Genomic DNA, 15,011 nt, shown 5'->3' with positions numbered 1-15,011 from the left:
CGCGCACGCGAGCCACGCATCGCTGGCACGGCCCCTTCTCCCCTTTCCGGTCAGGCCGCCAGCGTCATGAAGCGTTCGACATCCTGTGGCGCGATCTGAACCCGCAGGATCCCCCTCAGCGCATCGGCGCCGAGCAGACGCAGATCCTCGTTGAAGTCGCCAAGTTTCGGCGTCAGAACCATCGCCTCGATACCGGCCGCGCTGGTGCGTTCGATGAGGGTTGCCACTGCTGCGTCGCCTGCCGGATCATCGTCGCGGGCAATGTAGAGCCGACGCAATGTGTCAGGGAACAGGATTGCGGACAGGTGCGCCGCCGACAGCGCCGCGAGTGCCGGCATAGCGGGCAGGACAATGCGTTGCGACAGCATGGTTTCGATGCCTTCGCCGGCCGCCATGACATCGCGGCAGCAGCCGAAGCGGACGGCGTGACCGAGCAGTTCGCCCATGGCCCGTCTTGGCGTGTCGATCGGAGCGCGGCCGAGATGAGCCTCGCTGAATCCGCCCGGATCGAGCCAGGTGCGGTGGGCGCCGGTGAGCTTGCCTTTGAGGTCGGTGACCGTCGCGATCATTGCCGGCCATGTTTCGGTCGGGCCGCTCTCTGGACGGTAATAGCAGCGCGGATGAAACCGAAGGCTCCCGGTCTCATGCAAGATTGTAATCGCGCGTCCGCGCAGATACCTCTCCACAAGCGTTCCTGGTATCGGCTGCGACATGGAGACCAGCCGCCGCGCCGCTTCGGTAGAGCCGCCCGCAGCGGGACCGGCTTGCTCCCGCCGGTCCTTTGGTTCGTTCGTCGTTAGGGGCATGGACAGAAAGCTCCGCGCCTCGTCGAAAACTTCCTTGAAATCGACAAGGCCAAGCGATTCCCGAATGACGTCCAGAAGGTCGCCGTGCTCGCCGGTGGCGGCGTCGGTCCATTTCCCGGCAGCACCCTTGCCGGAATCCGATCCCTTGAGACGGACGAACATCGAGCGCCCCGGTGCATTGCGGGCGTCGCCAACCAGCCAGTAGCGGCCCTGGCGGCGACCATTGGAAAGGTAGCGGCGGCAAACCGCCTCCGCCCGCTGGGCGAGACGGCTTGCGAGTTCGGATGCATCGCGAGGCGGCATCAGCTGGCCTCCCTCTCGCTGATGCGCTGTATCGGATGACGCTCGATCACCTTGGCAAGCACCGCAGGTCCACTCGCGTCCGCAGGCACGAACATGCGCAGTTTCCAGGATATGATCTCATGGAAAAGTCCGTAGGCCGTGAGCCGCTCGCGCATAGTATCGGTGAAGCCCGACAGCTCGATGCGATTGGCGCCCATGACGCGGACGCGGCGCAGATGAAGTCCCTCATCGAGGTCGAGCATCGTCCGCCCATCCGCAAGGGCGTTGAAGGCATCTTGTGCCGTCAGCGTGCTGACGCCTGTTGCGAGCGCATCGGCGGCCCATGCGGCCGAAACCCTGCGTCCGATGATGCGCTCCCCCTCGTCGGTCTGGAGCCGGTAGACCCGGCTCGATTCGTTTGGAAGTCGCTTCCAGATCGGCAGCAGCAACCCCGCGACGATGTGGATGGTCGAGTCCGAGAAAGTCGGGACGCTCGCGACCTCGGCACTCCAGGCGGCAGCGAAGGTCGCGCGATCAGCCTGCTGCCAATGACTGTCCTCCATCATACGCAGCGACGCACGGTGTTGTTCCATCGGCCGGATCAACCTGACCCGCCGCTCGATTTCGCCATCATCTAGCATGAACGATGGCGCGGGGACTTGGACGGCAGCACGCCCTGAGCGTTCGTTGACCAACAGGATGGCGCGCTGGTCGACGAGATGGGCGACAGCTTCCTCGACGGGCACGGGTCGATTGCGCTGGCGCTGATCGATGGTGAGGAGCTGCGTTTGGGCGCCGGTGCCCGGATGGGTGTAGATCGCCCGCCGATCCGTGACGACGAAGCTCTCCGCCCGCAGCGTTTCGAGCCCAACATCATAAACCCCAGCCGCGATGGCGCCTTCCACCTTGGCTGTGAGCAACTGCTCGAAGGCCGCGAACAGGATGTCCTGTAGTTCGATGGTAAGCGCCAGCAGCCGGTTGAGGAAAGTTGTGATCGGCGGCAACTCGTCCTTGATGCCGTTCTCGTCCGTCAGCGTCAGCCCCGTGGTCTGCTCGAACAGCGTGAGTGAGCAGCCCTCCACCTTGCCGCGGACGATCAGCAGATAGAGCTGGCGCAGTGCATCGCGCGCATAATGCGATTCCAGATTGTCCTCCGGGCGAAACAAGCCCTGCCCGCCGGTCTGGCGCTGGCCTCGCGTGATCGCGCCCAGCGTATCGAGACGCCGGGCAATCGTGGAGAGGAAGCGTTTCTCGGCCTTCACGTTGGTGGCGATCGGTCGAAAAAGCGGCGGTTGCGCCTGGTTGGTCCGATGCGTTCGGCCAAGGCCCTGGATGGCGGTATCGGCTTTCCAGCCAGGCTCGAGAAGATAGTGGATGCGCAGGCGCGTGTTCCGCGCCGAAAGCTCCGCATGGTAGCTTCGGCCCGTCCCGCCGGCATCGCTGAACACCAGGATGCGCTTGACGTCATCCATGAAGGCCTGCGTCTCGGCGAGATTGGCCGAGGCCACGCGGCCCTCGACCATTAGGCGTTCGCCCTTCCTGACGATGCGTCGCGACCGGCCCGTCACCTCCGCGACCATCTCGGTGCCGAAGCGCTGGACGATCTGGTCGAGCGCGCCAGGGACCGGTGGCAAGCTCGCCAGCTTCTCAATCAGGGCCGTGCGGCGCGCGAGCGCCTCGCGGCTTTCAACGGGCTGGCCGTCGCGAAACACCGGCCTCGACGACAGGTTGCCTTCCGAATCCGTGAAGGGTTCGTAGAGTTGAACCGGAAAGGCATGCTTGAGGTAATCGAGCACATATTCGCGCGGCGTAATGTCGACACGGACATCGTTCCATTCCTGCGTCGGCACCTCCGCCAGCCTGCGTTCCATCAGCGCCTCGCCGGTGGAGACGATCTGAATCACGGTCGAATGCCCGGACTGGAGATCCTGCTCGATCGAGCGGATCAGCGTCGGCGTCTTCATCGACGTCAGCAGGTGACCGAAGAAGCGCTGCTTGGCGCTCTCGAAGGCCGAACGCGCGGCGGACTTGGCCTGGCGGTTCAACGTGCCGCCGTCGCCGGTGATGTTCGCGGCCCGCATGGCCGCGTCGAGATGGTTGTGAATGACGGCGAAGGCGCCCGCATAGGCATCGTAGATGCGCCGCTGCTCAGGCGTCAGTTCATGCTCGACCAGTTCGTACTCGACGCCGTCGAAGGAGAGCGAGCGTGCCGTGTAGAGGCCCAGCGCACGAAGGTCCCGGGCGAGCACCTCCATTGCCGCCACGCCACCCGCCTCTATCGCCTCGACGAACTCCGCTCGGGTCGAGAACGGGAAGTCCTCGCTACCCCAGAGGCCAAGCCTTTGGGCGTAGGCCAGATTGGCGACGGTGGTCGCGCCGGTGGCGGAGACATAGACGACACGGGCGCCAGGCAACGCATGTTGCAGGCGCAAGCCGGCGCGACCCTGCTGTGAGGGTGCGACATCGCCACGTTCTCCCTTGCCGCCGCCGGCATTCTGCATGGCGTGCGCCTCGTCGAATATGAGCACTCCGTCGAAATCCGAGCCCAACCATTCGACGATCTGCCTGACGCGCGAAACCTTCTCGCCACGGTCGTCGGAGCGCAGCGTGGCATAGGTTGTAAACAGGATGCCTTCTGGAAGCGTGATGGTGCGCCCTTGCGCGAAGCGCGACAGCGGCGTGACCAGCAGACGCTCCATGCCGAGCGCCGCCCAGTCGCGCTGCGCGTCCTCAAGCAGCTTGTCTGATTTCGAGATCCACACGGCCTTGCGCCGGCCTTGCAGCCAGTTGTCGAGCACAATGCTCGCAGACTGCCGGCCCTTACCGACGCCGGTCCCGTCGCCGATGAAGAGGCCTCGCCGGAAGCGCACGGCTGTTGGCGCGTTCTCGGCCGCTGCTTTGACAACATCGAGCGTGTGGTCGACCGACCACGATCCGGCGAGAAACCCATGATGAGCCTCGCCGGCCAGGATCACCGTTTCAAGCTGGGCGTCCGAGAGAGACGTCAGGATATCGCCGGGCAGGGTTGGACGATAAGTGGGCTTTGGCGGCGCGACCGATGCCATCGCCGCGGACTGGACCAGCCTGGTCGGGTGCGCCTGCGAACCAGGAATACGGATGGTCTGCAATCCATATTCCTCGTAGATCGCGTCGGTCAGCCGTGCTCCCTCGCCGGGTGCCCAATCGACCGTCTCGTAGGACAGTTCAACGCCGACTGGCTCGGACAGCTGCCGGTGAATCGGGCCTGCGACAGGACGGGCGAGATAACCGCGGACCGACCGAGGCGCGGGAATGGCGGGAACAACCCTGGCCGCTTCGGCGATCGGCAGCCGTGCCGGGACGTGCTTCTCGATCCAGCTGAGCAAGGTCGCGACATCCGGCGCAAAGCCGGGCGAAGCCGGCATGAAGGACGGATCACCAACCCTCGTCTTGTCGATGACCGTCAACCGGGTGTCGATCGTCGTACCATGCTTGGCATAGACGGCGCCGCTGATCGTGGCGGAAAAAACGACATGACCCTGCTCCTGGAGGCGCAGGAATGCATCGCGCCATGCCGACATCTCCAGCCCGAAACCCGCGCCGGTGATGGTGACCAGCCGACCCCCGTCGGCAAGCCGGCCGAGTGCCGAGGCGACATGGCGATAGGCCGCATCTGCGACGCGCCCGTGCACATTGGCGAGGACCGAGAACGGCGGATTCATCAGCACGACCGTGGGCAAGCTGGCGGGATCGAGATGATCGTCGATCTGGGCCGCGTCGAACCGCGTGACCGAAAGGGTTGGGAAGAGATTGGACAGAAGACCCGCACGCATCTCTGCAAGCTCGTTCAGGACAAGCGAGCCACCCGCGATCTCGGCGAGGATGGCAAGCAGCCCGGTGCCCGCGGAAGGCTCAAGCACCCGGTCAGACGCCGATATTGCGGCTGCGCAGACGGCTGCGAGGCCCAGCGGGATAGGCGTCGAGAATTGCTGCAGCGCCTGAGTTTCCTCAGAGCGGCGGGTATGCGTGGGCAGAAGGTCTGCAATCCGGCTGAAAAGCGGTAACGCGGACGCCACAGAGCCGGCCTTGCGCAGAAGCGATTTTCCGTATTTGCGAAGGAACAGGACGGTCGCGGCCTCGCAGGCGTCATAGGCCGTCTTCCAGTCCCAGGCACCGCTCGTGTCGGACGCCCCGAATGAGGCTTCCATCGCAGCTCGCAGGACGACGGCATCGACGCGGCGGCCGCATTCGAGGTGGGGAAGTAGACGCAGGGCTGCCGCGTAGACTGCTGCGGCTGGATCGGCAGGGTTAGCGGCGGAAGGGACCGGAGTGCCGGTTAATGTCGGAGCCAGGAAGTTCATCGGAGATCCTCCGGAGAGCGAGACCGGGAAAGCCCATCGGCGCTCTCTCTGACCGCACGGGCTCAAGCCGTCCCGGCCGGACACTCACTCTCACCACAGCACGCAAAAACGCCCGGCACTCTTGCGAGAGCCGGGCGAAAGGTGCGGAAGGGAAAGGGCCTATTCGGCGGCGTCGAGCTGTTTTTCTTCCCCGTCGACCAAAGCAACGTCATTGTCACCTGCCAGGAATTCAGGCAGAGCTTCATCTTCGTCGCCAGTGTTGTTGTCGACTGCTTCGACATCGCCGTCGACAAGCCGCAGAGGCTCGGGCAGCCAGCCACTATCGGCGAGCAGGCGTTCGGCTTCCTTGGCCATGTCGCCCTTCTTGAGGTGATCGATGAGCTGGGATGCGCGCTCGCCAGCACCCTCGCGAACGGCTTCCAGAATACGCGCTTTGGTGATGCGGCCGAGATAGTTGCCGACGGTGGGGCGCCATCCGGCGTCAATCATGTCGAGCCCAACTGCCCGAGCAAGGTGATCGGCGTCGGCAAGCCGCCGCTGGACGCCGTGCGTCGAGATGGCGCCATTACCGTAGCGATCAGCCCTTTCGTAGAGCGCGTTGACGCCGAAGGATGCGCAATGCGCGAACAGCTCAGTTTGCTGGGTGCCCGTCAGTGCAGAGAGCGCGTTCCAAAGGTCGGCGACGTCAGCTGGAAGACGCTTTTCCCAGGCATCGTGGCGGGCCTTGATCGAGCGCGCATAAATCGTATCCCGAAGCCCTTCGGACTGGACCGGAAAGACCGTGCCGCGGACAAAGACTTCCATCGCCACGCCTTGAGCGCTGTAGCGAGAGAAGGTGTCACGGACGAATTTGTGAAGCACGGCCAGAAAAGCGGTTGCCGGGTCGTTCGCGAGCTTGTCTCGCAGAGCCAGCGTGCGATCCGCGGTCAGTTCCATGATGAGCCGATCCGGCAATGGCTTGATGCCATCCTCCTCCTCATCATCCGGGTCGACCGGCCGGCCACCGATGGTGATGATGGCCCGCTGATTAGAGCCTGTGGCCGAATTGCCGGATTCGTCGATGCCGGGATCGTTGTCGCCCTCGGGTGTCACGGGCGCCTCATCCTCCGGCTTCACAAAGCCGCGCTCGACGAGAAGCATTCCATCCGTATCGACGCTGACGAAGACACCTGCGCGCGCGATCTCGACCGGATCGAAGCGGACGGGCCGCGCCTCGAGCGATTTGATCGCGGTTTCGATCTCGCCAAACCGCTGGTCGACCTCATCCGGCAGCTTGTCAGCCTCCTCGTACTGCGCCTGAAGCTTGTCAAACTCGTCACGCAGCGCATCGAGCGTGGCCTGCTCATCGCCTGTGAGGTCGATCGGCGTGCCCTCGAGCTCGCGCAAGCCGCTTGTCGCGCCGTAGGGGAAGCTCACCGCGACTTCAATCCACTTCCAGCCTTCGCTGGCGATTTCGTCGGCCATCATCTGCAGCTTCTCCGTGACAAGCCGTTCAAGCAGCGGGACGTCCTGCAACCACCCGCCATCGTCCGACTGGAAAAGATCGCGCAGCACTTCGCCGCCCGCCGCCTCATAGCGCTCCAGACCGACGAACAGGGCCCGCTTGTCGGAGGCACGCACGGTGTTCTCGGTCAGCATGCGACGGATCTGGTATGGCTCCTTCGACCAGCTGTTCTTGATCGCCTCCCAGACCTGGTCCTGTCTGGCGTGGTCGTTGCTGACGGCGAATGCTTCAAGTTGGGCGATCGTCATGCCATCGTCGGCGTATATCTCAAGAAGCGCCGGCGACACTTCAGCGAGCTTGAGGCGCTGTTTTACCACGCTTGTCGAGATGAAGAACGCGGCTGCGATCTCCTCCTCCGACATGCCCTTGTCGCGCATGTCCTTGAACGCGCGATATTGGTCGAGAGGGTGAAGCGGGGCGTGTTCAATGTTCTCGGCAAGGGAGATCTCCTCGGCCGCGATCGGCCCGGACGAATTGCCGACGACACAGGGAATGGACGCGGTCTTCGCGAGGCGCTTCTGGTTCACAAGCATCTCAAGCGCGCGATAACGGCGCCCCCCGGCGGGAACTTCGAACATTCCGGTCTCCTTGCCGCCGGCATCGAGCACGGGACGAACATGAATGCTTTGGATGAGACCGCGGCGGGCGATCGAGGCCGCGAGTTCCTCTATCGAGACGCCGGCCTTGATACGTCTGACATTGGTCTGGGCAAGCACCAGCTTGTTGAAAGGAATGTCGCGCGAAGGCGACAGGCTTATCTTCTGAACGGCGTTGGCCATCGGGGTTTTCTCCGCGACGGGCGCCGAGAGCCTCTCTCTCGACCTTGAACCCGTCACGAAATCCCTCCAACACTCTCCCTCTCCTGCCAGCACGATCCGGCACGCCGTTGATCGCCTGCCGAGCCTGCACAGCGCGCACAGCCGTGAACGCAGTTTCTGCATGAGCCGACAATGAGAGGGATCGATCAAGCGCGGCTGGCGCTTGATACCCGGGACGGTCGGCGGGGCCGCTGCGTGCAATCCCGACGCGGAACCCTGTGAACCCGGTGATTGACGGACCGCGCTTGCGCTGGTCCGGTCAACGATGGCTATGCAGCCCTTCTATCGTTGCCTGCGCCCAACTCAATGGATGCTCCGACCTCATCCGGCAGGTGGCCAAGAAGCCACTCCGCCGCCTTGCTGGCCTGGCTGGCGGCACGAACGATGGCACGATTGTCCTCTTTCAGAACCTCTAGCCATGAGCCGATATAATCCGCATGCCGAACAGTAGGCACGATGCCCAAGGCCGCGCAGCAGAAGGCCGCGTTGATCTCGGCGACATATCCTGACAGTCAAGCCTGACGATCGTGGTTATCGCGGAGCGAAGTGTCAGGCCTCAGCGGTTTTTTGATCCTCGCGGGCTGGGCGGCAGCCAAGGTGAAAAGGCCATGGCTGCGCGCGTCGGTGGCGGCCCTAAGGCGACGTGGCGCTCAGCTCGGCGGCTGTTGCGCGTGCATCCAGTCAGCGGCAGCCTGCGCTTTGCTTGCGGCGGTGAAGATCGCCCGCGCGTCGTCCTTCAGCACCTTGAGCCAGGATGCGACATAGGCTGCGTGGTCAGGACGCGGATGATGCGCCAGGCCCAGATCGGCCAGGATATAGGCTGCAGCAAGTTCGGCGGTCAGTTCTTCGACTGCCAAGGCCTGGCGGGTGAAGCGTTTGGTGAAGTCTCGATCGAGCCGATGCTTAGAGCCCGTGGCATGCGCGGCCTCATGGACATAAGTCCCGACGTGAGCGACAGCATCGTGGAAGCGATTGAAGTCCGGCATAAAGATTCGGTCGAGATCGATGCGGTAGTATGCAGCGTTGGCGCCAAACGTAACGGGAATGCCGAGCGCACTGATGAAGGCATCGGCATGCGGGACTCGTTCGGAGTCAGGCAGGATTGGAGCGGCGGAAGGCGTGAAGCCCTCGACCTGAGAGCTGTTGAAGACCGAGAAGGCGCGGGCGAAGAGGCGTCGCTGGGGGTGCTCATCGTCGCCGACTGCATCATCGTCAGAGTGTGCGGCAAACTCCTTCCAGAGCACGACGGTCGTTGCGCGTTCGCCCTTGCTGACCTGGGCGCCAAGGGCCTGCCATTGCCGGTATGTGCCCCAGAGGCCGCTTCCAAAGCCGTGAGCCTGGGCTGCGATCCAAAGAGCGAGCGTATTGACGCCGCGATAAGCCTTTCCGGAAGAGATGTTGGTCGGGCGAGCAATCGAGCTTCCATCGTGGTGCCAGGGCATCCGCCATTCGCCGGCGCCGGCCTCGATGGCGGCAATTATCTCGGAAGTGATGCGGGTATACACGTCGGTGCGGTTTTGCGTGTCCATGGTCGGAACTCCTGTCCCGCCGGGGCCAATCCCCGGCGGCGGAGCAGCCATCTGCGATGGCTAAGGGCCGACCGCGCACTCGAAGAGCCGCAGCGTGAGCGAAGGACGGCGATCAGCCGTTGCGCGGGCGGACCTGACATCGCGCGCTCCGCCGAACGCCGGGGTTGGTCCGACGGGACATCCGATCAGTGGGCCGCACGCAAAGCCGCTACGTCGCTCTCAGGTCCGACGATCTATGCCATCAAGAACCGCCTCGATCCGCTGGAGATCCTGCTTCACGATGGTCCGTTGCAAAGGCGACAGACGCTTCTCCTTCAGCAAGGTCTTGGCGTCCTCGGCAGAGCGTGACCAGGCTGGCCGATGGCGTGCGGTGATGCAGGCATTGGGGCAGCGGGTTGGCTGGCAAAGCGTGGTCAGCGGCATCTTGCCGTCGATGTTCGTCGCCTGCTTCAGGCAGGCGGCCGTGCCGGGATCAAAGAAGCAGTCGGCCAGCACCCCGACATGCAATGTCCGCGCGAGGCTCGCTAGCATTGTGCGGAGGCGCCCACGATCAGCGATCATGGCCGGAAGCGGACCGAGTTCTGTCGATATGCCGTCGAGTGTCTTTGTGACACGCGCTGCGGCTGGCCCGGACAACGTCGCCCCGGCCTGCCGCCCATCGAAATAGGTCAAGAGATCATCGATCTGGCCGAGGCTGCGCTGGTTCTCGACTTCCGCCCGGAAGCCCGAACGGCTTGAGCCGGCATAGCCTTCGAACGCGGCGACGGAGGCATGCTTGTACTGAATCATGCCGGCGATGGTGCCGAAGGGACGGTTGGCAATGTGCCATGCGATCGTGCGCCTGAACTGCCGCGTCGTGATGCGCCAAGGCTGGCCAGCTGGCCCGTTCGGGACCGCCGGCGTGTCCGGTGTGCCGAACAGGTCGTTGAGATGGTCACGGAAATGATTGAGCTGACGGACGATCTCGGCCGAGAGGTGATCCTTGCAAACAGACCGAGCGATCAGAACGGGCCAGAGCGTCGTGAGGCCTCGGGCGGAAGCCACCCGGAACGACAGGCGTTCCAGAACCTCGACAGCTCTGGCGGCGGGCTCGATGGTGACCCACTCGGCGGGCTCACCCTGGGCGGACTTGCCCTTATAGGCGACGGATCGCACGCGATGGCGCATGATCATGCCGTCTTCGCTGCGCGTCAGGGAGAGACACCCACGCTGCATCGCCTGGACTTCGCAGTCCCGCATGCCGGTCAGATAGGCGCACAGGATATAGGCCGCCGATTGCAGCATGCGCTCTTCCGCCGCGAGGGTCTTGGCGTCGAAGCGGGGGCGCCAGGGCTTGCCGGTCTCGGGTAGAATGGAGATCGGCGTATCCATCCCGCCGGCTTCCACACCGAGTTCGCGTAGGGCGGCATCGATGAGATCGGGCGCACCGCTTGCGAGTTGAACGTGCATTCGCTTCTCGGCGCGGGCGTCGATGCCGATGTGCAGATGAAGCAAGTGGGAGTTGACGGGTGGCGACAGGTCCCCTGTCTCGGGGTGTCGGAGAAATATGCCGTTATGGGCGGTGCCCCAGATCGGCACCCCGCGACCTTCACTGCGAAGCCGCCCGAAATAGTCCTCAAGCCGGTTACGCTGCTGGCGCCGGCGGTCTTGACGTTCGAGGACGCTGTCCTGCTCGATGAGCATGGCGCAATGAGCTTCGAGACAATCCATCTCCTTGCGGGCTGCGAAGATATCGGCGGCAAACTCGGTGACATACCGGATCGACCAGGCCAGCAGCGGCGATATGATCGCCTCGGGGATGCGCGGTGTCCGGTTCTCGCGAACCTGACGATAGCCCGCGACGCGCGCAGGCGGTCTTCCGGCCCACGGCTGGAATGATACCCCTCCGGAAGGAAGATCATCGCGATAGGCATAGAGATCGAACGGGACCTCCAGCAGGTGGGTGACAACGACCGGCCGACGAGCACGGTCGGCCTTGAGGTGGCGGGCATATCGGTCAAGAAGTGGCTGGTCGACACGGCGGAAATCGACCACACCGAGTTCATCACGCACGAACTCGAAGAAGCGTCGTGCGCGGTTGAAGACCTGTCGGACACTACCGGGAGAAAGAATCTTGCGGTGACCCGGCAGGTCGACGTTCAGCCGGGCATAGAGAAGTTCGCGCAACGCCTCGCGGACGCTCACATCCTCGACGGCCCCGAAATGCACAGTGACATGACAGCGACGGGCGCTTTCGCGAAACACGGCCGGTCCGAGATCCCAGCTCGGATCGCTGTAGCGCGAAAGTGCTTCCCGCGCGAAGCCCGGCTTTAACGGGGCGGACGCAAGAACTGGGCGCAGATCGAGTTGCCGGGAGGTGGAAGCTGCTGGCGACAATCCCCTCATTGCCGGGCCTCCGGCGGCAGATAAAGGGTATGCACTCCCGCCTCACGGCGGGCTGCGGCAACCATACTCTCGGGAAATGAGGGCAGAACCTGCCCGGCGATGCGAGCATGGGCGCGGCCAAACTTCATCGCCCAGTCTGAGGCGGAGAGACTGGCCCGTTGCTCCTCGATAAACTGCTGGAACGCGATGATCGCCGGCAGTTTGCGCGCGGTGATGACCGCATTGCGGCATTCGAGACAGCCCCAGAATGGTTGCGGGCAAGGCGCTCCGGGCTCTGCGAAGGGGCTGCGATCAAAACCAGAGCATGCCGCCAGCCAAACGTCCTGTTCACCACGCAGGAGACCATCGCGGTCCTCGCGGCCTTCGGGCGGGGGATCGCTTTGCCGCCAGGAATCTTCATCTGCAGGCGCCAGGACGATCGGACCGGCGGCGGCCGCGACTTCGGAAAGTGCCTCGGCAATGGTGGCTTCGTGCAGCAGTCGCAGCGAGGGGATATCCGCGTAGTGGCGTGCGGCAATCTCGGGCGTATGCCCGACCGCAAAGCGGGCCATATGACCCTCGGTCTTCAGATACCAAAGCGCCTTGTGGGTCTTGCGCAAGCGGGAAAGAACGAGGCGGAGCGGCTCACCATCATCATCGACGAGATGATGCCCCTTTATCCATCTGGCTACGAGCTCCTGCTGATGCTCCAGACCTGCACGAAGCTGCTTCCGCCCCGTGTAATAATAGAGCCAAAGGATCTTGCTTGGGACGAACTGCCGTGTGAATGCCGTTACCTCGATCAGCTTGCGGATCAGACCGCCCGGTGTTCCGATCCCGCCGTCACGGACGCGAATATGCTTGTGCTCAGCGCCGCGGGCACGCCGCTTGACATAGGCGATCTCGATCGTGCCGGGTCCGGGATTCTGAAGGCAGTCGATTGTCAACGCCTTGCAGCATTCGAGCTCCAGGCCGGTCTCCAGAGACAGGAAGGTCAGAAGTGGTGGAATATCCATTGCACGTAGATGGAACCGTGCGTGTAGATCTTCAGCCAGGGTTGAAACGGGCAGATTGCGCCGCAGCCTCATGAAATAGAGGCTCTTGAAGGCGTGGTCCCCACTGCTGAGTCTGCCCGAGACAACGATCCGGGCATTGGCTTCGTCGGTCACTCTGCGGAGATTGGCATCGCCATCGTCACTCCCGAGCGGCTTCCCGATCCGCCGGAATATACTGGCGATATCTCCGCGGGCAGCGTCCCGAAGCTGCCGTGCGACAAACGAGCTATACGCGTCACGCGCTCGGGATCGGCCGACGGATTGTCTGCTGGTGTAGCTGAGGCGTCGACGGACGCCCTCATGCAGAAGGCCAGGCTGGTTGGCGTCGATCGAGCGCAATGCGAGGATGGCTTTGGCGAGAACAGTGTGCCGGTGGATCGGGGTCATCCCGCGGGCTTCGAGGAAATCCTCATACCCATCGATATCGTTAGTGCGCAGGTCGGCGGGCGTCTTTGCCGTGGAGTGCTCGCGCAGATATGCGAAAAACCGGAGGTAAGCCTGAAAGTGCTGTTTAATGGTGCTCCGCGCACCTAGCGGAGCACCAAGCTCGGACTGCCGGCGCAGAGCCCCTGCAAAAGCAATGGCGAAGGGTCGCGGATGCACGCCGGTGAGGTCAACCTCAAACGTCCCGCCGTAGCGCGCCTCGATGTTGAAGCGCAGACCGAGGACCGGATCGCGGGCGTGAGCGGCAACAATGGCATCGGCTGGTGCAAAACGGACTGGAGCTCCCTTGCGCGGCCGCTCCGTCACAATGAAGTCTCCGATGGAAGCAGTGCGAGCAGTTCCTCGACCGCCGCATCGACGGTATCAGCGCGTGTCGCGATGTGGTCGAGGTAGATGTAGGTCGTTGCTAGACTGGCATGACCAAGGAGCCGTTGGACTTGCTGAAGAGGATCGCCGAGGACTTGTCGGTATCCCTCCATCGGCCCGGCAGGCAACGCCGCGTCACGGAGGCGATGCTGAATGAGCATCGCCAGCATATGAACGGCAAAGGAATGGCGGAGCTGATGCGGACTGATGTTGACGTCGAAGCCGAAGGATTTGCATCGCTCGGAAGCACGGGCGAAGATGACTTCCCAGGAGTTCGGCTGTATCGGCAAGCCGACCTCCGAGAGCCATAATACCGCCGGTTCGCTCGGTGTGCCGTCGTCGTTGCAGACAATGATCCGGCCGCGTTCGTCGGGGCTGAGTAGGTCAAGCGCGATGTCGCCGCCATCACGCAGTCGTAGCCGGGAATTGCGCGGCTCCCGGTGTACGAGGATCGGGCGGTCGAACGATTGCCACCCCGAACGGCGCTGAAACTTTGCAATCGCATGGGAACGCTCGACGGCGATATAAGCGCGCACCTGCTCGAGCAGTCGAGCGGGAACAAGTATCTGGCGACCGCGATCGCCCTTGGTCAAAGCATCGGGCAGTTCGAGCCAGACCTGACGGCCTGGTGGCTGACCAACGACAGCAAGATCGGATGCGAAGAGAAATGAAGCTTCCTCCAGCCGGAGGCCCGTCGTAACCAAGAGATCTGAAAACAGCGCATTGCGAATGCCGTTGCGATCTCGGGCGCCGGGGCGCATTCCGCCATCAGGCAGTAGCCCTCTCAGGCCAACATCTCGAAATCTCCGGTAGTCGTCGAGTGTGACGAAGCTGACATCCGAGCGGCGTGCGACAGGTTCATAAGCATCGTTGCGAGCCGCAATCCGCGCTCGCCGGCCAGCGTGGCCTTGCCTCCACACCGATCGATGCGTGAACGGCGCTTCCGCGATGAGACCCTCCTGGGCGCCCCACCGATACACACGGTCGAGGCAGGCGACGGCACGATTCCAGGAAGCAGCAGAGATGCGTTGTCCGACCTCCGCACGGCGCCGAACCCGGTGATAGGCAAGGACGTCTTGCCGACCAGCCTGCCATACCGTCTTGGCGCAGGCTTCCGAAAGAAAGCGGACCCAGACGAGGACATCATAGCCGTAGGCACGAAGGGAATGGTGCGAGCGAACACCGTTGAGAGGCAGGTCGCGGAAGAAACGATCCAGATCAGGATCGTAGAGCGCCCCGTCCCGGAGGATCATTGGGACATGGGCGTCAAGGCCCTCCGCTGATCTGCGCTCCTGAATGGTGATGCTTGAAGCTGGAGTTATGCTGTCCACAAGTTGTTCAACCTTCCCCCGGACCCCCATCCGGGGAGCCAGCATCAACGAAGGAGTTCAACTTGCCCGGCGCTATCCAGGCCGGCCTCCGCCAGCTATGTGGGAGCGCTGCGGCCGGCCTGGACAACGCCTCCGTCAGTCCTGTTGCATCGACGCCATCAAGACACTTGGA

Annotated in this window: 7 protein-coding genes and 1 pseudogene; all 8 read right to left on the bottom strand. The window is 63.5% G+C overall.

Annotation, left to right across the window (positions count from 1 at the left end):
• Positions 1-50 precede the first annotated feature (50 nt).
• Complete coding sequence (locus tag JG747_RS36515; protein WP_019863575.1) at positions 51-1,109, bottom strand: DUF7146 domain-containing protein; 1,059 nt, start codon at positions 1,107-1,109, stop codon at positions 51-53.
• Positions 1,109-5,428, bottom strand: coding sequence for a bifunctional class I SAM-dependent methyltransferase/DEAD/DEAH box helicase (locus JG747_RS36510; protein WP_199201971.1), 4,320 nt, complete (start codon positions 5,426-5,428; stop codon positions 1,109-1,111). The genes JG747_RS36515 and JG747_RS36510 overlap by 1 nt, the downstream gene beginning before the upstream one ends.
• Positions 5,429-5,587: 159 nt before the next feature.
• Positions 5,588-7,711 carry a ParB/RepB/Spo0J family partition protein gene (locus JG747_RS36505; RefSeq protein WP_027047833.1) on the bottom strand — a complete coding sequence of 708 codons (2,124 nt, stop codon included), beginning with the start codon at positions 7,709-7,711 and terminating at the stop codon, positions 5,588-5,590.
• Positions 7,712-8,019: 308 nt separating this feature from the next.
• Positions 8,020-8,250 (bottom strand): annotated as a pseudogene (locus tag JG747_RS36500) (zincin-like metallopeptidase domain-containing protein); the annotation flags it as partial.
• A 150-nt stretch (positions 8,251-8,400) separates the two neighbouring features.
• On the bottom strand, positions 8,401-9,279 hold the full coding sequence (locus JG747_RS36495) for an ArdC family protein (RefSeq protein WP_199201264.1): 879 nt from the start codon (positions 9,277-9,279) through the stop codon (positions 8,401-8,403).
• A gap of 219 nt (positions 9,280-9,498) precedes the next feature.
• Positions 9,499-11,664, bottom strand: coding sequence for an integrase (locus JG747_RS36490; protein ID WP_199201263.1), 2,166 nt, complete (start codon positions 11,662-11,664; stop codon positions 9,499-9,501).
• The gene (locus JG747_RS36485; protein WP_199201262.1) at positions 11,661-13,448 is read right to left on the bottom strand and encodes a hypothetical protein; all 1,788 of its coding nucleotides are present in this window, start codon (positions 13,446-13,448) and stop codon (positions 11,661-11,663) included. The genes JG747_RS36490 and JG747_RS36485 overlap by 4 nt, the downstream gene beginning before the upstream one ends.
• Positions 13,445-14,869, bottom strand: a complete 1,425-nt coding sequence (locus JG747_RS36480) for a tyrosine-type recombinase/integrase (RefSeq protein ID WP_199201261.1) — start codon at positions 14,867-14,869, stop codon at positions 13,445-13,447. The genes JG747_RS36485 and JG747_RS36480 overlap by 4 nt, the downstream gene beginning before the upstream one ends.
• Positions 14,870-15,011: the final 142 nt, after the last annotated feature.

The sequence above is a fragment of the Mesorhizobium sp. 131-3-5 genome (genome assembly GCF_016756575.1).
Lineage (GTDB): Bacteria > Pseudomonadota > Alphaproteobacteria > Rhizobiales > Rhizobiaceae > Mesorhizobium > Mesorhizobium jarvisii.
Note: the sequence above shows the minus strand (reverse complement) of the source record. Positions and strands in the feature narration are given on the sequence as shown.

Bases quoted from the DNA above. Each gene is read 5' to 3' on its own strand.
- JG747_RS36515 (WP_019863575.1), bottom strand. From the start codon at position 1,109: ATGCCGCCTCGCGATGCATCCGAACTCGCAAGCCGTCTCGCCCAGCGG.
- JG747_RS36510 (WP_199201971.1), bottom strand. From the start codon at position 5,428: ATGAACTTCCTGGCTCCGACATTAACCGGCACTCCGGTCCCTTCCGCC.
- JG747_RS36505 (WP_027047833.1), bottom strand. From the start codon at position 7,711: ATGGCCAACGCCGTTCAGAAGATAAGCCTGTCGCCTTCGCGCGACATT.
- JG747_RS36495 (WP_199201264.1), bottom strand. From the start codon at position 9,279: ATGGACACGCAAAACCGCACCGACGTGTATACCCGCATCACTTCCGAG.
- JG747_RS36490 (WP_199201263.1), bottom strand. From the start codon at position 11,664: ATGAGGGGATTGTCGCCAGCAGCTTCCACCTCCCGGCAACTCGATCTG.
- JG747_RS36480 (WP_199201261.1), bottom strand. From the start codon at position 14,869: ATGGGGGTCCGGGGGAAGGTTGAACAACTTGTGGACAGCATAACTCCA.